Consider the following 18,945-nt stretch of genomic DNA (forward strand, 5'->3'; position numbering starts at 1 on the left):
TAAATTGGTCGGTAAATGAGGGAGGCTTATTTGGCATGCCCAAAAACAGGATGTATCAGAGCTGTATATAAAAATGGCTCCAACGTCAACAATCGGGCGGGATTTCAAAGAATCCCACCCCAACTATTGACATAGAGCCTAAAAACAAAAATGAGCAGTCAAAAACTGGATTTACGCAGTTTCTGCTACTCGTTTACCCGCTCATTATATTTCCTGTTTTTCAAAAAGTCAACAAAAAATTTGCTTGCTTTTTTCTCTTCTCCTCGTTTATAATAGGCTTACGAAAAATGAAATTCAAACAGAATCATCAAGAAAAGCCGGCTTTTACAGAGCGTGAAATCAGAAGGATTTGCTTATCCTCACCGATTTCACGCTTTTTTATTTCATAAGTACTCGCGTCCTATGAAACAAAAATGCTCCGCAAGGTCGCATATTCGGCTTCATTCTTGCTACAAACGAAAGGAGTTTTTGTCATGAACAACACCAAAAACAAACTGGCAGACATGCCAATCCGCCCCCTGCTATACACAATGGCAGTCCCTCTGATGCTCTCGCTTCTCGTCCAGTCTCTCTACAACATTGTCGACAGCATCTTTATCGCAAGACTCTCTGAGACTGCGCTGACTGCGACCTCCCTCGTCTATGCGATTCAGTTTCTGATGATTGCAATCGGTGTCGGAACCGCAGTCGGCTTGAATGCCCTGCTCTCCAAAAAAATTGGGCAACGCAAGATTGACGAGGCCTGTCAGACTGCGACAACCGGTCTTCTTCTGATGCTTGCAACCTCTCTCTTCTTCTCACTTGTCGGCGTCTTCTTCTCGGATTCCATCGCCAAAAATATGACAACTGATCCCGAACTTCGAGAACTTTGCCGACAGTACCTCTCGATCAACCTTGTCTACTGTGAGGGCATTTTTCTTCAAACTTATGGTCAGCGTCTGCTCCAGGCAGTCGGAGATACCGTGCTTTCGATGCTCTCTCTGATCATCGGTGCAATCCTGAACATCATTCTTGATCCGATCATGATCTTTGGATTATTTGGCTGTCCTGCAATGGGAATCCGGGGCGCAGCCATTGCAACTGTCATCGGACAGATCGCAGGAGCGATCTCAGCCCTCCTCTTTAACCGATTTAAAAATCCGCTGATTCACGTTCGCTTCCGCGGTTATCAATTTAACTGGCAGGATGTCCGCGACATCTACCGCGTCGGACTCCCCACGATTGTCATGCAGGCGATCGGAAGTCTGATGACATTCACCATCAACCATCTCCTTCTTGAGATTTCGACCACCGCAGTCGCTTTCTTCGGAATTTACTACAAGCTCCAGAATTTCCTGATGATGCCAATCAACGGTCTCGGACAGGCCGGAATCCCGATCGTCGGCTACAACTACGGTGCAAAAAATATCTCCCGCATCCGCGAGACGTGGCGGGTTTTACTCCCAACCGGCGCCGGAATTGCCCTGTGTGGAACCGTACTTTTCTGGCTCTTCCCGGGTCAATTGCTGACCCTCTTTTCCGCAAATGCACAGATGTTGGCACTCGGCATCCCTGCGCTCAGAATCATTTCCGTCTCCTTCGTCTTTGCCTCAATCACAATTCTCTGCGGATATTTTGCTTCCGGACTCGGAAACGGAATCGTCAACATGGTCAGTGCGGGAATCCGCCAGTTTGTCCTTCTGATTCCCTGTCTCTCCTTCCTGATCAGAACCGTTGGGCTCTCGCACGCCTGGTACGCGTTCTGGGTCGCAGAAATCTGCGCCTTTGCTTACAGCTTTACGAGCTCCCGCCGTCTGTTGAAAACAACGATAAAGACCTGCTCAAACGATACCATACATAAATAAAAAATGTGACTTGCATCCCATAGGCAAGTCCGCGGGCTTTTCCCCACAAATTTACAACTTAAGAAAAACAGGGAACAAACTTCAGACCCAACACAACCGTTTGAAGTTCGTTCCCTGCTCCGCAAAATCTTATTTGATCTTTTATTTTATTTATTTTTCCGTCGGTTCTTTCTTCCTGTCCCTGTTGTCCCTATATCGTTACAGCTATTGCTCCAGATTACCCGAATTGTCGCGATTTTTCTCCATGAACTCCACAATCAGTTCATAGACTTCCTCTCTTGATTTCCCGAGAGCTGTTCCAAGCTCCAGATACAACAGTTTTTCTGCCATCTGGAAATATTTCTCGTCGGTCTGCGTTGCTTTTTTTCCCTGCTCCATTCTGAGTTTTTTGCGCCAGTAGATCATCTTAATGATCGAAATCAAGGCTTCCGGATCATTCTGCTTGACTGCCTCTTTATACTTCTGTTCCCTGGTCTTCTCATTGTCGATCCACATCGCCTCAATCCCCGGAATCCGCTCAATAAACTTCCATGCCTCCTCTGCCGTCATGCACGGACGCAGGCTTGTCTCCGAAGCTGAAACCGGGACATAAATCTTCTCCTGAAGATTATCCAGTGGAACCAACCGATAATATAATTTTCTACTGTCCGCCCCGCTCATTTCCAGATGCAAAATCTCCTCGACTCTGCACACTCCGGTGATCGGTTTGACAACAAATTCTCCTGTCTGATATTCACGCATATAACCCCTCCATTCTAACACCTTTATTATAATCCTTCTTTTTCTTTCCTTCAAAAGCGATTTTTCATAAAAATGAAGGGGCTCTGTCTGCGCATTCTCACCAAATTGAGGCTTAATTCAGCCGGTACAATTTCTGGTACTTATCCTTCAAATAATTCACATAATAATGCGGATCAAATTCCTCGCCCGTCATATCACGGATGATCTCGGCACTCGTTTTCATCTTGCCGAAACGATGAACATGCTCTCTTAAATACTCGCGAATCACCTCGAGTTTGCCAGTCTCAAGCAGTCCGTCTACATCCATCTGCGTGCGCATGTAGGCATACATCTGCGCGCCAAACGCACTTCCAAGCGCATACGACGGGAAGTATCCAAACGAGCCCTGCGCCCAGTGGATATCCTGGAGCACACCCTCGGCATCATTTTCCGGACGAATTCCAAGATACTTCTCATAGAGATCACCCCAGAGTTTCGGCAGTTCCCGCACATCGAGATCTTCCTCGATCAGCTTTTTCTCAAGTTCATAGCGCACAAGCACATGAAGGCTGTATGTCAGTTCATCTGCCTCCGTGCGAATCAGTCCCGGCTGTACCTTGTTGATCGCCCGAACAAACATCTCACGCCCAACACCGCGCAGTTCCTCCGGGAAGAGTTCTTTGAGTTTGCCGTAGAGCGGAACCCAGAATGCTTCACTTCGCCCGATCAGATTTTCAAAGAAACGCGACTGGGACTCATGCATACCCATCGAAGCGCCCTGCCCGACAAGCGTCTGTGTCAATTCATCCGCAATTCCCATCTCATAAACCGCATGACCGGACTCATGAATCACAGAAAACAGCGAGCTGTCAACGCGATCCTTGTAGTGTGTCGTGATTCTCACATCGTGGTTGTGCAGATTTGTCGTGAACGGATGCGCACTCGTCGCAAGCACGCCTTTCTTGAAATCAAAGCCCACATATTTTGCGAGAAACTCTCCGAGCTCTCTCTGTTTGTCCTCGTCGTACTCCCCGCTCAAAAACGAGTCATCGATCGAGATGGAATCCGCACTCATCACCTGATGAAGAAGCGGAACAATCTCCTCCCTCAGAAGTTCAAAGAACGGATCGAGATGTGCCATATCAAAGCCCTTCTCGTAGGTGTCAAGCATCACATCATAGAGCTTCTGTCCCTCTTTCGCCTGATATCCGGCAAATTTCTTCTGCCAGAACACAATCTTCTCGAGTGTCGGCGCAAAACTCTCGAAGTCATTCTCCTTTCGCGCCTTCGCCCAGATCCGTGCGGAATCTGCGACGAGTTCCTGATAAGCGCGGTACTCTCTCGGCGGAATGCACGCAAGGCGGTCAAGTTCTTCCTTTGCCTCGCGAATCACGGCGCGATCGACCTCCGTATTCTCCTCACCCGGAACATTTTCCTGCTCTGCCTCCTCAAGAAGTTCCCTCATCTGGGGATCTGTCATAACCTCCTGATAGGCTTCCGACAAAATTCCCTGTACGCGAGCCGTGTACGGTCCCGCTTCCTCCGGAGCCAACGTTTCATTGTCCCACTCAAAAAGTGTCAGCGCCGTCTGGTAAGCCATCGCGCGCTCCAATCTCTTTTCCAGTTCTTTTCTCATAATGATTTTACACCACCGTTCTGTTTTCTCTTTTTTATTCTATCTTCCAGCGAATTTTCTCCGCTCTCCATAAATTGTTCTCTCAATCTCTTTTCATCATAAAACCTTTGTTCCGCAAACTAAAAATCCCAGATTTTACTCTGCTGACGACTATCCACGGAAACGACTCATCGCTGAAAAGATCTCCTGTTTTCTCGGCTTTGCCAGTCCGCACGGCACATAGGAGCCTGAAAATGCACTCCATCCCTTTTTCTCAAGCGTCTCTGAGAGGATCTCCACAACCTGTCGCAGACTGCGCCGTCCGTCAATCACCTGCTCAAGCGCATATCTTAACAAGCTTGCGAGTGCCGTATTCTGCTCTGGATCAGCAAGCTGTTCAACAAAACGCATCTCCACGCTCTCGCGATCAATCGAGAACGAATCCGTGCCTGAGGAACGAATCTTGCTTCCGCGCCCAGATCTCTGTTCGCCTCCCCGATCTTTTGCTCCTCTCGCTCCAAATCTGCTATCCTCCGCGCTCTGATCTGCACTCTGCTCCCCGTATTCTTCCCTGCTCTCTGCACGATCTGCATTCCGTCCGCCTCTGCCTCTTCCATACTTTTCGGCATACGCACGCCCCGTTGAAGCCGGCTTTGTCGCACCTGACGTTTTCCCTGCCTTGAATGCCTGATCAAATGCCGGAATTACGAATCCCGGTGCCTGCGTTCTCGGCGCTCTATGCGCCTTGCAGAGTTCCTTTACTCGCTCCGTGATATCCACAGGGCGATACGCATCCATCTGGATCACCTGATCTGCAATATAGAAAAATGCGCCGGAACTTCCTGCGACAAGGATCGTTGAGACTCCCACCTTCTCATAGAGATCACGGGCACGCTCGAGAAATGGCGTGATCGGCTCTTTCTCCCGACTGATCACCTCCTGCATAAACTCATCGCGCACCATAAAGTTTGTCGCCGAGGTATCCTCGTCAATCAGGAAAAGGCGACTCCCTGCCTCAAGTCCCTCTATCACAGCCCCCGCCTGTGAGGTGCTTCCGCTTGCATCCTGAGTCGAAAACGTCTTCGTGTCTTTGCCATTCGGAAGATCATTGATAAACATCGAGATGTCAAGGTTTCGGATAAATCTCCCCTCTTCCGCGCGCAGTTTGACTGCCGTATCCTCAGTGATCACAAACTCACGCCCATCTCCCGCAATATGATTGTAAACACCCATCTGAAGCGCCGACAGCAGTGTCGATTTTCCGTGATAACCACCTCCGACAATCAGCGTGATTCCCTCCGGCACTGCCATTCCGGAAATCTCCCCACGGTGAGGCAGAGTAAAGGTCCGGCGCATCGTCTCCGGCGACTCAAACGGCACACTATCCTTCATCGGAAGATCGGAGATTCCACTCTTTCTCGGGAGAATCGAACCATTTGCGACAAATGCAGTCAAATGTTCCCTCCTCAAAATCTCTCGCATCTGGTGCTGATCCTCTGCTAGAAAGACTGTCTCCTCCACCTGTTTTTTATTCAGATTTCGATAGAAAAAACTGCGCTCCACGCACTTTGGCAGAAAATCAAACAGAATTTTCTCAAGACCACCTGCATCGATCGTCCGCCCAAATGCCGGAAAACCGACATGAAAACGAGCCGTCAGCTTTCTCTCCCCAATCTCACAGGCACTTCGCTCGAGCACCTCCTGCCCGCACCGGCTGATCGAAATCAGTCCGCTCTTTCCCGATCCCCTCGTTTTAAAATTGTAAGACTCAATCTGACTCGCAAACTGGCGAACCAGAAAATCCTCGAGTGCAATCCTCATAAACGGCTTTGCAAGATACTCCTCCGGAAATCCCGCTTTCTCAAGTGCAATCTCCACATGAACACTCGACGGGGACGCAAACGGATCACCCTGCACATGGTCAACGACAAGCTCATACGTTCCAAACGAATACGCACCCGCAAGCGACTTATACGCCGGATAGCTCCTGTGATCCATCGCCCGCAACATCGTGCGCAGTTCATTCGATGATTTCCCCGCACTCTTATTCCATGATCGATTCATCTCCTTACCTGATACCCGATTTGATGATCGATCCGGCAATCTTCTTGATGATTCCTGCATAATCTATTCTCCTATAATACTAATTTTTTAAACCATATTGAATCCAATTTTTCAATATTATTTGAATACTAAATTCTTCTATTTTCTGCAAGCGACGTAAGACGAGAAAGTCACTGCAAACCCGTGTGAGACGTCGGTGTTTAGACTGCGTATTTTGCAGTCTTACGCACCGCTACGTCGAACCCGGAGCGAGAGCGCGTTTGCAGGACTTTACTCGTTGTCGGAGCTCCTCCAGCGCATCTCCATTTTTAATTTATGCAAACTTTCTCAATAAAGAAAAACACTCCACCCTCAGCACACAAAATGCTAAAGCTACGCAAAACACCAAAAAAACAGCACCCCGGATATCCGGAGTGCCGTTCCTGCTCTTGCACAGTCGTATCAGAAGTATTTCTTACTTCCCCAGAGGTTGGCTTTTTTCAGATCCAGATATTCATTGTAGGCTTTCTCCAAAATCTGCTTCTCATTAGAAAACTTGAGCAGATGGTACGCCTCATAAAACTTGTAATACCCAGAATCCACAAAATGCTCTTCGCGTTGTGGCTTGCTGTAATAACTGTCTGCCATCATCAGATACCAGTGCACATCCTTCTCCACCATATCCTGAGGAGTGTTGAACGAGTAAGAACTCTTTCCGATGTACTTGATGATGGAAGCGCTGACACCCGTTTCTTCCTTTACTTCCCGAAGTGCCGTCTCCTTATACTCTTCTCCCGCTTCCACAGTGCCCTTAGGCAGAACCCAGCCCTCATACTTATTCTTGTAATTCTTGTAGAGAACCAGAATCTTACCGCGAAATATCACCACACCTCCACAGCTCGTTGCTTCTATCATTGCAATTCCTCCTGCCCAGCCACGCGTTCTGCGTTGCTTTGGTGTGTCCATTTAGACCGCCTGCAATCACTCAAAAAATGCAAAATGATAATACAAAATGATTGCGATTGGTTTTAGTATAACTCGTATTTGCAGAAGTTGCAAGTTGAAGTTCTCGTTCAGCTTTCCACCACTGTATCATGCACGGTGTTTTATGAAATTTTCAGTTCAGAAAATTCCTACTTACAAACTTTATCTTGAGAACCACTCATCAAAAATCTTTCTCGCAATCGGAGCGGCAACTTTTCCGCCCGATCCGCTCTCCTCAACCAACACAGTAACCACGATCTGCGGATTGTCAACTGGTGCAAATCCCGTAAACCACGAATGCGTCTCTTTTCCGGTCTCAAACTCCGCAGAGCCCGTCTTTCCCGCCACGGCATAGGCATCGGTTCGCACCGCCGATCCCGTTCCCGCCGTAACGACCCCGCGCATCAGCGCCGAGAGCGTCTCCGCTTCCGCCGAATTCATCAATGTCCCATAGGACGCCGGAAGAAATTTCTGCACTGTCTCCCCGACTGCACTCTCCACATGGTCAATCAGATACGGTTTCATCAAAATTCCTCCGTTTGCAATCGCTGAAGTCAGCATCGCATTGTGAATCGGAGTCATCTGCGTCTCACCCTGACCGATCGCAGTCTGAAGGCGTTCCCAGTCGCCTGCGTCCTCCGCGAGCACAAACGAACTCTTGCTATACGCGATTGAGAGCGGAAGCTCTGAGTTAAAGAGCAGGCTGTTCGCCATCGTCCTCACTCCGCCAAGCTCAAAATCGAGCCCCATGCTCGCAAATGCACCATTGCACGAGTTTGCAAACGCCTGACGGATGTCCTGATGACCGTGGGATTCGCCGTGATAGCAGGAAATCTTGTAATCCCCGACCTGATACGAGCCGTTGCAGTCAAACGTAAAATCCTGCCAGGTGTTTGGATGCTGGCGAATATAGGCGAGCATTGTCACAATCTTAAACGTCGATCCCGGCGGGTAGAGTCCCTGAGTCGCGCGGTTTAAGAGCTGAGCCTTCGTATTGTCGCCCGAGATCAGACTGTCCCAATCCTGCGCGAGCGTATTCGGGTTAAATCCCGGCTTTGACACCATCGCAAGAATTTTTCCGGTTGACGGCTCCATGACAACGACTGCGCCACGGTGATCGCCGAGCGCGTCCGATGCGACCTTTTGCAGTCCGACATCGAGGGTTGTCACGACATTATCTCCGATGTTCTTATCGCCTGCAATCTCATTTGCGGTGCGCTCCACGAGATTGACGTGAGAACTCAAAAGGTAGAAATTTGCCAGCGATTCCAATCCCGTCTTTCCATGATCCGAGTATCCGACAACGTGCGCAAACAGAGAGTCAAACGGATACGAGCGTCTCTCGCTCCCATCGTCCGCGACTGTCGTCTGCGCGAGAACCTGTCCATCACTGCTCAAAATCTCTCCGCGCACAATCCGGTCTGCGAAGCTGTCGAGACGCGCATTGTACGAGTTATTGATCACCGTCTGACTGCGAACCTGAAGAAAATATCCGAAATATACGAGCAGACAGAGGAAAAGTCCTACAAACACATAGGCAATTCCCAGAATGCTCTTGTTGGAATCCAAACGCTGTGTCTGTTTTCTTCTCACTCTTCCTCATCCTCCTCATCATTTTTTTTCAGGATGTAGAGTCCCTGAATGACTCCAAACAGAATAAACGTGCTGAGCACCGAGCTTCCTCCATAGCTGACAAACGGAAGCGTCACACCCGTCGACGGGATAAATTTCGTCACTCCGCCGATCGTCAAGAATACCTGAACCGCATAGACAACGGCAAGACCGAACGCAATGAGCTTATAAAAGAGCGCCTGCATCTTTGCCGAGATCATCACAAACTGGAGAAAACAGCCGACGCAGATCAGAATCACACACATCGCAAAGATTCCGCCAAGCTCCTCCGAGATCGCCGAAAAGATAAAGTCCTTCTCGACAACCGGAATCTTGTACGGCATTCCCTGATAAAGTCCCATGCCGAACCATCCACCTGTTCCGATCGCAAACAGCGACTGGGTGATCTGATAGCCTCGATTGTCGATATCCGCCCACGGATTGCGCCATGCCTCCACTCGTGTCCTCACATGGGCAAACAGATGATAGGCAAGCACAGAAGCTCCACAGCCCCCCAAAAGTCCGCCAAGCAGGTAGAGCACATCCGTCGTTGCGACAAAAAGCATTGCCAGATAGGTGATAAAGAAAATCAGCGCACTTCCCAAATCCTTGGAGAGCACAAGGACGAGCACATGCGCCCCCGCCATCGCAGTTGTCAGGATTATTGTTCGCCTGTCCGTATCCTGATAGAACATCGTCGCGACAAAGAACACAAAGCTGATCTTGACAAACTCCGACGGCTGAAACGCGATTCCGCCGATCGTGACGGAGAGCTGGGCACCGAAGCTGTTATTTCCAATGATCCAGACGCCCACGAGGAGTCCAAGTCCGATAAAACCGTAAATCCACGGAATTTTTGCCAACTGCCACACGCGATCCATGATAAACGGAATGATCCAGGTGATCAGAGCCGAGACCGCGACAATCAGAAACTGGCGAATCGCCTTGTCAAACGAGAGGCGCGTCAGCATGATAAAGCCGACACAGAGTAACATGCACATGTTGTTGACAAGAATCCTGGACATATTGCGGTAAAACAGCCGGTACAGCCCGATATAAGCGGTAAAGAAGACGAGCTGTGCCAAATAGAACAGGACGACTCTCTCATCTTCCGATTTGAGAAAGAGAATCGCATACGCAATCAGGTGGATGAAAAACATCATCACATTCTGACGCGCACATGTCCGGTTCTGCTCCCAGACATCATGAAAACGGAAATAGCTGAAATTCAGGTAAGTATAAACTGCCATCAGAAAAATCAGCACGTATTTTGACACTTCAATTATCACATTTGTCATATCATTCTAGTCCTCTAATTTCGTTGCTGTTCATGCGCTCTGCAAACAGCAACGGATAAACAGCAACCTAATTCTTCCCTCCACGCTACTCCACACCGCGCTTCATATGACCACGGGTGAACTCATCAAACGGTGCTTCGCCCTCCTGACCATAGCGGAAATGATCGGCAAATGCTCGAATGATCTCACAAATCTTTGCCGGTTTCTCAATCGTAAACGCAAGGCGAATCACCTCCGGATGAATTCGCTCTACGATCTTTTCCATGCCAAGCAGAGACAGCGGACTTGGATTGTAAATCGTATTGTAGCAGAATCGACAGTGATTCTTCATCGGAATCCGCTTTCCGGTTCGATCCGTCATATAAAGGATCTCCGGCTTATGCGTGCATCCCTTTGTTGTTCTGACCACGCACTGTGCGGAAACCATCGCCGGAAGATAACCGTAGACCTGAAGTTCCCACTCGATTCCATCCGCCTTTGTCTTTTTTGACAGGGATTCAAGCTCGCGCGAGTTGAGCTCAAGCGGGAATGTCTGACGATCCATTCCGAGATGCTTCATCTCACGCCCGGCGACCGAGTTCATCGCATACAGATTCGGATCAGCCACTCGCACAACATCGGTCACATGAAGCTCTTCAAGCATTTTGATCTCATCGAGGGAGCGCAGAACGATTCCATCAAATCTCGCCTCTCTCAGTTCTTCCCCGTGCGCCCGAAAATATGCCTCAGCCTCCGTCCGGAAAATGTGCGGAAGAAGCAGATAACAGGATTTTCCCATCATGTGACAGCTGATGACACAGTCAAGCCAGGTCTCCGGCTCAAATCCGACTGCATCCAAATAAATCGCATCGACATCCGGCTCCTGAAGCACATCGTGAAATGCAGATGGATCTTCGAGAGAGATATGGATTCGCGGACTGCCATCCTCCCTGTGCTTTGCAAGCTGGATTTCTCGAACAGAGCGCTCTATTTTTTCTCGTCTCCATCCGGTTGTCACTTGCAGAGCGTCCTGCTTTATAGCTTCTTGCTGTACAGCGTCTCTCTCTCTTGCCTCCGGTTGCGCGTCTTCCCGTTCTGCGTCTTCCTGCTTTACATTTACGACTTCTTCCTGTGTATTCTCGCTGATTACTTCACCGTCATCCATTATACTCTGCTCTGATAACGTCGTCACCGGCTTCCAAACCCGATACCACGGTTTTAAAATCTCCTCTTTCAGCTCTTCCATGCCCTGACGGCGCAGTTCATTGAGCGCCTGAACCGGCACAAAACAGTCTCCCTCAAGATGAGCCTCAAGCTCCTCAAAAAAGAACGGCGCACCGCCCGTCTTGTTCATCTGCTTTAAGAGTTTCTCCTCCGTCAACGGCTGATTCTGAGCACTCTGAACCGACGCGCCCTCGACGCGCACGCGCGCACTTCCATCCTCCGTCTCAAGCATCAAACGCAATGGTTCTCCCTCATGAACTGTCACGACTCCGCGAATCGGTCTCTGAAGCACCTTATTCACATACTCGCGGTCGATCTCGTCAAAGAGTGCCTGATTCGCCTCACGAAATGCCGGTTTTTCCTTGAGAACAACCATCTCACGACCGTTGTGATGGCGATAATAGCCATCGGTCTGACCTCCACGGTCAAACAGATCGAGAAGCTGTTTGCGATCCTCCGGATCAACGCGATATCCTGCTCTTCCCTTGCTTAAGTAGAGATCGACATACTTGCGATAAATCCGGACAACACCGGCGGTGTATCTCGGACTCTTCATTCGTCCCTCGATCTTGAGCGAGTAGACACCGGCTTCGAGAATATCCGGCAGAATATCGAGCGTGCACAGATCCTTTAAGCTGAGTACATAGGACTCATCCGCCTGTCTCTTCTCGTTGGTGCCGGACTTTCTCTGCGCGTTTTTAAACTCATTCTTGTTCTTTACGCTTCCGCCTATACTTCCTTTTCCGTTTTCTTTTGTATTTCCTCTCGCACTGCTCTTTCCATTTGCACCATTTTTTCCGTTTCCTGACTTTCCAAATGCAAACGAAGAACCGCCTTTCTTGCCGAATTTTCCATTCTCAGATTTTCCGGAACTTCCGGAATTTCCGGAAGGCAGTTTAAACTCCCGGTTTCTGCGATCGGAGGACGCACTCATCTCTCTTACGCTTCTCGCACTGCCTCTTCGCCCAAACGCAGAAGAACCTGAGAAAGCGCCATTTCCCGCTCCCACGCTACTGTTCCCACCGACTCCATCGACCTCATACGGCAGACGGCACGGCTGGGCACAGCGACCGCGGTTTCCGCTTCGCCCGCCAATCAGACTGCTGAGCAGGCACTGACCGGAATAGCAATAACACAGCGCTCCGTGCACAAAACACTCAATCTCAAGATTCAATTTCTCATGAATCTCTGCAATCTCCTTCAACGAGAGCTCGCGCGCCGGTACAACGCGCTCCGCACCCATCTCCTGTAAGATCTCCGCACTGCGATAACCCGTGATCGTCATCTGCGTGCTCGCATGCACCGGAAGATCCGGAAATACCTCCCGAATCTTTCGGATTGCACCGATATCCTGCACGATAACGGCATCGAGTCCTCTCTCATAGTAAGGTCTCAGATAATCTGTCAGATCCTCAAGTTCCTCTTCCTTCATCAAGGTGTTGACAGTCATGTAAATCTTTTTTCCATGCAGATGCACATAGTCGATCGCCTCAAGGAAACGATCTTCCTCCGGGTTATCCGCATAGGCGCGCGCTCCATACCGGCTTCCGCCCATATAGATCGCATCTGCTCCGGCGCTGATTCCCGCCTTCATACTCTCCATCGAGCCGGCAGGTGCCAGAACTTCTACTTGTGGTCGTTTTATCACTTTCAAATTTCCTCCATCTCAAGCTAAACTTGCTCACTTCAAACTAAAAGCACTCACTCGTCAATTCCAAAATCTTAAATATTGGCTGACTGATCCAAAATAAAAGCTAAGTAAAAGAAAGGATGTCCCACCGCTGAGACACCCCCTTCCCATCCAATTTTCCGTTTCCCTGTTTCTCTTAATGCTTCTTGTCCTGATCTTTCTTTGCTGTCGCCTCTGTCTTTTCCACAGCAGTCGTCGCCGTCTCCTTCGTTGCCTCGGTCAGAGCTTCCTCCGCCCCATCTGCATCCACAGTCAGCGTTTCTTTCCCATCGTCTGCAAGTTTCTTCTTGAGTTCCTGCAAGTTTCTTCGCTCGTCCTCAAGCTCTCGGCGCACATTCTCGAGCTTCATCTGCGTCGTGATCAGCTCATGCTTAAGGCTGTATGTGTCCTTCTCGAGATCATTCTTCTGCTCAGCAAGCTCATTTGCTCGCTCCTGCTCCTTAAAATAATCATCTGCGATGTTTAACTCGATCATCAGCATCTGATACTCTTCGCTCATTCTGAGAAAGCCATCAAACTGCTTAACCTTGCCGATCTTCTCATTCAAATATGAGGCAACCTTTCTCAAATACTCCTCGTTCTCCACTCCGCCAAGCGTGTAGACAACACCATCTATCAAAACTTCTGCGTAATTTTTATTTTCTTTCTGTACTTTTCGCTCCATCGTGATCGCTCCTGATTTTCTTCTCTTATGATTTCCCTCTGTTCCGGCAGATCTCCTGTTCCGTCAGATCTTTAATTTTTGATTCCTTGATCTTTGATTCTTTGATCTTTCTTCTCTATAATCGGATCTTTTTATCTCATCGTTCTCTCCAATTTTTTTAATCTTTTCAAATCTTTCCTTCAATAAAAGAATGGATTCAAAAAAATGGGTTCTTCCGGTTTCACAGACAGTTTTTCTCTTTCTCACACCCTAGTTTACCATATCTGGAAGCAGGGAACAAGAGCTATTCCATTTCTATCTCATACGGAATTTTCGGTTCAGAAAATGCCTACACATGTACTGTAACTTACTTTCCGCTCTCAATTGGAATATCTAAATGGCGATATGCCAGCTCTGTCGCCACGCGTCCGCGCGGGGTCCGGTTGATAAATCCATTCATCAGAAGATACGGTTCATAGACATCTTCTAACGTTCCGGCATCCTCCCCCATTGCCGCTGCCAGCGTCTCAAGTCCGACCGGACCACCACCAAACTTCTCAATCATCAACAGCAGAATGTTTCGGTCATTGTTGTCGAGTCCCATCTTGTCCACATCGAGGATGTCGAGTGCAAAGTCTGCAACCTCCTTCGTAATCACGCCGTCGTACTTCACCTGGGCAAAATCGCGCACGCGCTTGAGCAGACGGTTTGCGAGACGTGGCGTTCCGCGAGACCGTCGTGCAATCTCCTGTGCCCCCTTCGGGTCAATCTCCACACCGAGAACACGCGCAGACCGTTCTACAATCACGCTGAGTTCTTCCGGTGTATAAAACTCCAACTTCTGCACAACACCAAAACGGTCCCTTAACGGAGCCGTCAAAAGTCCTGCCCGCGTCGTCGCCCCGACAAGCGTAAAATGCGGAAGATCGAGACGGATCGATCTCGCCGATGCCTCTTTTCCAAGCATAATATCGATCGCAAAATCCTCCATCGCCGGATAGAGCACCTCCTCAACCTGACGATTCAGGCGATGAATCTCATCGACAAAGAGGACATCCCCCTCCTGAAGGTTGTTGAGAATTGCAGCCATCTCCCCCGGCTTCTCGATTGCCGGACCGGAGGTCACCTTCATGTTGACTCCCATCTCATTCGCAATGATTCCGGAAAGCGTCGTCTTTCCAAGTCCCGGAGGACCGTAAAACAGCACATGGTCGAGAGATTCTCCTCTCGCCTTTGCCGCATCAATGTAAATTTTGAGATTGTGACGGATCTTCTCCTGACCGATGTACTCCGCCAGCGTCTGCGGTCTCAGATTCGGCTCTATCTTCTTATCCTCCGCTGTCACTTCCGTTGTGATAATTCGTCTTTCCATTGATCTTTCTTATCCCTTTTCCTTATTCTGCCAGATTTATCCTGCCAGATATTTCAAGGATGCCTTCAAGACAGCCTCCACACTCATTCCATCTGTGATCTCGACTTTGCGCACCGCCCGCGAAGCCTCCGTCAGCGAGTATCCAAGCGCAGTCAACGCCTCAACCGCATCCTTCGTCACACTTCTCATCCCTGCGCCAGCATTTGCGCCCGCACTTGATTTTCCATCGGAATTCTCGGATAATGTCGCATCCGCACCGCCGGAAAGGATCTCCTCCATCGAGATCTTGTCCTTGAGATCGAGAATCACGCGCTTTGCGGTCTTCGGACCAATTCCCGGTGCTTTCGCAATCGCCTTGACATCCTCTGAGATGATCGCCATCCGAAGATCATCCGGCGCAAGCGTAGACAAAATCCCAAGCCCCGCCTTCGGTCCAATTCCATTGACACCGAGAAGCTGTTCAAACATCTTCAAATCCTGTCTCGTGAGGAATCCATACAACGTCATTGCGTCCTCTCTGACCTGAAAAGATGTGTAGAGCCGTACCTCCTCCCCGATGCCCGGAAGCTGATCCAAAACCGAGACCGGCACATGAATATTCCAACCGATTCCACCGGCTTCCACAACAGCCTGAGCCTCCCAGATCTCAACAAATGGTCCTCTGATATATGAAAACACTCTTCGACTCCTCCAATTTCCAATTTCTGAATTTTGAATTATAAATGCTAAATTTCTGATCTCGTTCCTGAATGGCAGTATATCATATCCCCCACCCAAATGCAAACATAAGTTCCCATGCCACAATAATATGCGTCGCACAAACGGTTACACGGTAACGGATTTTCTTTCCTTCTTCTTTCCTCGTTGACTTTCAAAAACTTCCTTTTTATAATATTTTTATAACTCAGAGTGGATGTCCCCCTCCTCTATAGGTGGGGGTATCACAAACTTTCTCAGGAGGGGAGACAATCCCCTTCTGAGTTATACGCTCCGCGTGGATGCGCAGTGATTTTGATGGGAAGATGTCAGCAGAGCTGACCAAAATCACGCGCCAAGTCTCCGCGAGCGTCGACTTGAAATCACATGCCAGGTTTTCACAAGCGTTGACTTAAACGTTTGTTCAAACCCATTCTTGCATTAACTTTTCACCACAACTTTTTTACCGTTTGTATTTTATTACCGTTTACATTTACTAGAAAGAGGACTTTCCATGATCACCATCGAGAAACGCTTAGACCTTCCAGATACCTATCCCCTTGAGCGCATCGGAGCACTTGAGGATCTGCTCTTCTTTGACATTGAGACTACCGGATTTTCCGGAGACCGCTCCCACCTCTACCTGATCGGATGCACCTACTATCAGGACGGAACCTGGAATTTGATCCAGTGGTTTGCTGATACGCAGGAGGCAGAAGTAGAGCTTCTCCACAGTTTCTTTGCGTTTCTGAAGAACTATCGGATTCTCGTTCATTTTAACGGGGACGGATTTGACATTCCGTATCTGTTAAAGCGCTGTCATCACTTTGATCTTCCCTATGATTTTTCAGCCGTCACAAGCGTAGACATTTACCGGAAAATCAAGCCCTACCGCAAACTTCTCGGTCTTGAGAGCATGAAGCAGAAATCCATTGAAGAATTCCTCGGCGTATCGCGAAAAGACCGGTATTCCGGCGGGGAACTCATCACCGTCTACGAGGAGTATCTGATGACGCATGAACAGAGCCTCTATGATGATCTGATCCTTCACAATGAGGATGACTTGAAGGGAATGCCGGCGATCCTTCCAATCCTGAATTATCCGGATTTCTTCGCCCAGACTCTGACGCTCTCATCCCAGCAGATTCTCGCAGAGACCGATTTTTACGGGACTCGCCGTCATCTGCTCCGCCTTGTGTGCAAGGGAGACTGCGCCATCCCTGTGCCTGTCGAGTACAGCATCGAGCCCGTCGCCTGCGACCTTGAAGGCAACGAACTGATCCTGACGATCGATCTCTACGAGGGAACGCTGAAGCATTTCTACGCCAATTACCGGGACTATTACTACCTTCCAGAGCAGGACACGGCGATTCACAAGAACCTTCTCTCGCTCGCAGGCTCCTCCGCCCGCGCAAAGGCAACGGCACGCACCTGTTACACCTGTCAGAAAGACTGCTTCGTGCCTCAGTTTGAAGTTCTCTGGGAACCGGCATTTAAAAAAGAGCCAAAGGATAAACTCTCCTATGCGACTCTCTCGGACGTTCAGCTCTCCGATCCCCATGCATTCTCGTCCTATTTAAACCAGATCCTGCACCACCTTGGGATTCGATGAGAGACAAACTCAAACGACAGACAGGTCGGAACACCATCTCCGAACATCTCCACTCAAAGAAATGTTTCGGAACAAATGGTTTCCGACCTGCCTTTTTTGTTTCTATTTGCTTTTTATTCGCGCTTCATGATATGCATCTGCGCTTTATCGGCTCGCTCATTCGCTCTCGTTTTCATCGACAATCTTTTAAGTTTCCGTCGACACCCGAGAAGACTTATCTCGTCTTATCTCGTCCGTCTTATTCGCGAACGATCATTGCATCTCTACCTGCACCGGTTCCGATGAATTTTACCGGAATACCGATGTACTCCTCAATAAAGCGGATGTATGCCTTTGCGTTCTCCGGCAGTTCGTCATAGGACTTGCATCCGGAAATATCTCCGAAGTTGCCATCGAACTCCTTGTAAACCGGCTTTGCGCTGTTAAGCACAGTCAGGTTCGTGGTAAAGTCCTCGGTAACGGTTCCATTGCAGTCGTAAGCAACGCAAACCTTGATCTTGTCAAACTTTCCGATTGTATCAAGATGGTTTACGCAAAGAGCGGTCAGACCATTCAGACGCTTTGCATACTTTAAGGTTACGAGATCCAGCCATCCGCAACGTCTCGGACGATGGGTAACGGTACCGTACTCATGACCCAGCTCACGGATCTTGTCTCCGGTCTCATCGAGAAGCTCGGTGACATACGGGCCCTCGCCGACACGGCTGGAGTAAGCCTTGATAACACCGTATACATTGCCGATATCGCCTGCGCTCAGTCCGCTTCCGGTTACCATACCGCCAACAGTCGGGTTGGAGGAAGTTACATATGGGTAGGAACCAAAGTCGATGTCAAGAAGAGTTGCCTGAGCACCCTCCACGATCACGTTCTTGTCCTCCTCAAGTGCCTTGTGCAGATAGGTTACCGTATCACACATATACGGCTTTAACTGCTCTGCATAATTGCTATATTCTGCATAGATCTTCTCAAAGTCAAGTGCCTCGTCGATCGTGGTATCTTCCGGATCATAGAACTTTAAGAGTGCCTTCTTAGCCTCTACGGCATGCTGAAGTTTCTCCTTGAAGTTTGCCTCGTAAAGATCCTCCATACGGATTCCACTGCGCTCGTACTTATCGCAGTAAGCCGGTCCGATTCCCTTTCCGGTTGTTCCGATCTTGCTACCGCCTCTTGCCTTCTCAAGTGCACGATCCAGCATTCTGTGATACGGGAAAATGATCTGTACTTTCTCGCTGATTTTCAGATGATGATCCACATCGAAGCCATGAGCTTTCAGGTTTGCGATCTCCTCGAGCAGAACCTGCGGATTCAGAACCATTCCGTTTCCAAGCACAGCAATCGTGTGACCGGAAAGAATTCCGGACGGGGTCAGACGCATTGCATACTTCACTCCGCCTGCCTCAATCGTGTGACCAGCGTTGTCTCCGCCGGTGGCACGAACTGCAATATCTGCATGCTCTGCAAGATAATCGATTACCTTGCCCTTGCCCTCATCACCATAAAAACAACCTATAACGACATCTACCTTTGACATAATCAATCTCCTTCGTCTTTATCCATAAAACAAAGTTTTAGTTTTGCCCTGATTTTTTCAAGCATTAACAGTATATCGGATAA

The 18,945-nt window shown here is 49.0% G+C and carries 14 protein-coding genes; 2 read left to right on the plus strand and 12 right to left on the minus strand.

Annotation, left to right across the window (positions count from 1 at the left end):
- Positions 1 to 473: 473 nt before the first annotated feature.
- On the plus strand, positions 474 to 1,844 hold the full coding sequence (locus ACR0QT_RS01250) for an MATE family efflux transporter (protein ID WP_432629103.1): 1,371 nt from the start codon (positions 474 to 476) through the stop codon (positions 1,842 to 1,844).
- 204 nt (positions 1,845 to 2,048) lie between these two features.
- On the opposite strand, the gene ACR0QT_RS01255 is transcribed toward ACR0QT_RS01250, so the two are convergent.
- The 11 genes from ACR0QT_RS01255 to ruvA all read right to left on the minus strand — a co-directional run bounded on the left by ACR0QT_RS01255 (position 2,049) and on the right by ruvA (position 15,701).
- Entirely contained in the window at positions 2,049 to 2,585 is a 537-nt protein-coding gene (locus ACR0QT_RS01255) for a CarD family transcriptional regulator (protein ID WP_432629104.1), read from the minus strand.
- 112 nt (positions 2,586 to 2,697) lie between these two features.
- Entirely contained in the window at positions 2,698 to 4,200 is a 1,503-nt protein-coding gene (locus ACR0QT_RS01260; RefSeq protein ID WP_432629105.1) for a carboxypeptidase M32, read from the minus strand.
- 150 nt (positions 4,201 to 4,350) lie between these two features.
- Positions 4,351 to 6,243 carry an ABC-ATPase domain-containing protein gene (locus ACR0QT_RS01265; protein ID WP_432629284.1) on the minus strand — a complete coding sequence of 631 codons (1,893 nt, stop codon included), beginning with the start codon at positions 6,241 to 6,243 and terminating at the stop codon, positions 4,351 to 4,353.
- Positions 6,244 to 6,684: 441 nt separating this feature from the next.
- Positions 6,685 to 7,137 (minus strand): NUDIX hydrolase, encoded by a 453-nt coding sequence (locus ACR0QT_RS01270; RefSeq protein WP_177978619.1) that lies wholly within the window; start codon positions 7,135 to 7,137, stop codon positions 6,685 to 6,687.
- A 231-nt stretch (positions 7,138 to 7,368) separates the two neighbouring features.
- Entirely contained in the window at positions 7,369 to 8,799 is a 1,431-nt protein-coding gene (locus ACR0QT_RS01275) for a peptidoglycan D,D-transpeptidase FtsI family protein (RefSeq protein ID WP_432629106.1), read from the minus strand.
- Positions 8,796 to 10,115, minus strand: a complete 1,320-nt coding sequence (locus tag ACR0QT_RS01280) for an FtsW/RodA/SpoVE family cell cycle protein (protein WP_308451708.1) — start codon at positions 10,113 to 10,115, stop codon at positions 8,796 to 8,798. Before ACR0QT_RS01280 ends, ACR0QT_RS01275 begins: the two co-directional genes overlap by 4 nt.
- 85 nt (positions 10,116 to 10,200) lie before the next feature.
- A complete protein-coding gene (locus tag ACR0QT_RS01285) occupies positions 10,201 to 12,963 on the minus strand; it encodes a DUF3656 domain-containing U32 family peptidase (protein WP_432629285.1) in 2,763 nt (920 codons plus the stop codon).
- A 181-nt stretch (positions 12,964 to 13,144) separates the two neighbouring features.
- Complete coding sequence (locus ACR0QT_RS01290; RefSeq protein WP_432629107.1) at positions 13,145 to 13,672, minus strand: cell division protein ZapA; 528 nt, start codon at positions 13,670 to 13,672, stop codon at positions 13,145 to 13,147.
- A 63-nt stretch (positions 13,673 to 13,735) separates the two neighbouring features.
- Entirely contained in the window at positions 13,736 to 13,918 is a 183-nt protein-coding gene (locus ACR0QT_RS01295) for a hypothetical protein (RefSeq protein WP_432629108.1), read from the minus strand.
- A 100-nt stretch (positions 13,919 to 14,018) separates the two neighbouring features.
- Positions 14,019 to 15,023 carry a Holliday junction branch migration DNA helicase RuvB gene (gene ruvB / locus ACR0QT_RS01300; RefSeq protein WP_432629109.1) on the minus strand — a complete coding sequence of 335 codons (1,005 nt, stop codon included), beginning with the start codon at positions 15,021 to 15,023 and terminating at the stop codon, positions 14,019 to 14,021.
- Between the two features lie 36 nt (positions 15,024 to 15,059).
- A complete protein-coding gene (gene ruvA / locus ACR0QT_RS01305) occupies positions 15,060 to 15,701 on the minus strand; it encodes a Holliday junction branch migration protein RuvA (RefSeq protein ID WP_432629110.1) in 642 nt (213 codons plus the stop codon).
- A 532-nt stretch (positions 15,702 to 16,233) separates the two neighbouring features.
- Here ruvA and ACR0QT_RS01310 point away from each other — a divergent pair.
- A complete protein-coding gene (locus ACR0QT_RS01310; protein WP_432629111.1) occupies positions 16,234 to 17,331 on the plus strand; it encodes a ribonuclease H-like domain-containing protein in 1,098 nt (365 codons plus the stop codon).
- Between the two features lie 238 nt (positions 17,332 to 17,569).
- On the opposite strand, the gene ACR0QT_RS01315 is transcribed toward ACR0QT_RS01310, so the two are convergent.
- A complete protein-coding gene (locus ACR0QT_RS01315) occupies positions 17,570 to 18,862 on the minus strand; it encodes an adenylosuccinate synthase (RefSeq protein WP_432629112.1) in 1,293 nt (430 codons plus the stop codon).
- Positions 18,863 to 18,945: the final 83 nt, after the last annotated feature.

The sequence above is a fragment of the Brotaphodocola sp. genome, assembly GCF_050873365.1.
Classification (GTDB): domain Bacteria; phylum Bacillota; class Clostridia; order Lachnospirales; family Lachnospiraceae; genus Brotaphodocola.

Excerpts from the sequence above, each read along its gene's own strand:
- ACR0QT_RS01250 (WP_432629103.1), top strand. The coding sequence starts at position 474 with ATGAACAACACCAAAAACAAACTGGCAGACATGCCAATCCGCCCCCTG.
- ACR0QT_RS01255 (WP_432629104.1), bottom strand. The coding sequence starts at position 2,585 with ATGCGTGAATATCAGACAGGAGAATTTGTTGTCAAACCGATCACCGGA.
- ACR0QT_RS01260 (WP_432629105.1), bottom strand. The coding sequence starts at position 4,200 with ATGAGAAAAGAACTGGAAAAGAGATTGGAGCGCGCGATGGCTTACCAG.
- ACR0QT_RS01265 (WP_432629284.1), bottom strand. The coding sequence starts at position 6,243 with ATGAATCGATCATGGAATAAGAGTGCGGGGAAATCATCGAATGAACTG.
- ACR0QT_RS01270 (WP_177978619.1), bottom strand. The coding sequence starts at position 7,137 with ATGATAGAAGCAACGAGCTGTGGAGGTGTGGTGATATTTCGCGGTAAG.
- ACR0QT_RS01280 (WP_308451708.1), bottom strand. The coding sequence starts at position 10,115 with ATGACAAATGTGATAATTGAAGTGTCAAAATACGTGCTGATTTTTCTG.
- ACR0QT_RS01290 (WP_432629107.1), bottom strand. The coding sequence starts at position 13,672 with ATGGAGCGAAAAGTACAGAAAGAAAATAAAAATTACGCAGAAGTTTTG.
- ruvB (WP_432629109.1), bottom strand. The coding sequence starts at position 15,023 with ATGGAAAGACGAATTATCACAACGGAAGTGACAGCGGAGGATAAGAAG.
- ACR0QT_RS01310 (WP_432629111.1), top strand. The coding sequence starts at position 16,234 with ATGATCACCATCGAGAAACGCTTAGACCTTCCAGATACCTATCCCCTT.
- ACR0QT_RS01315 (WP_432629112.1), bottom strand. The coding sequence starts at position 18,862 with ATGTCAAAGGTAGATGTCGTTATAGGTTGTTTTTATGGTGATGAGGGC.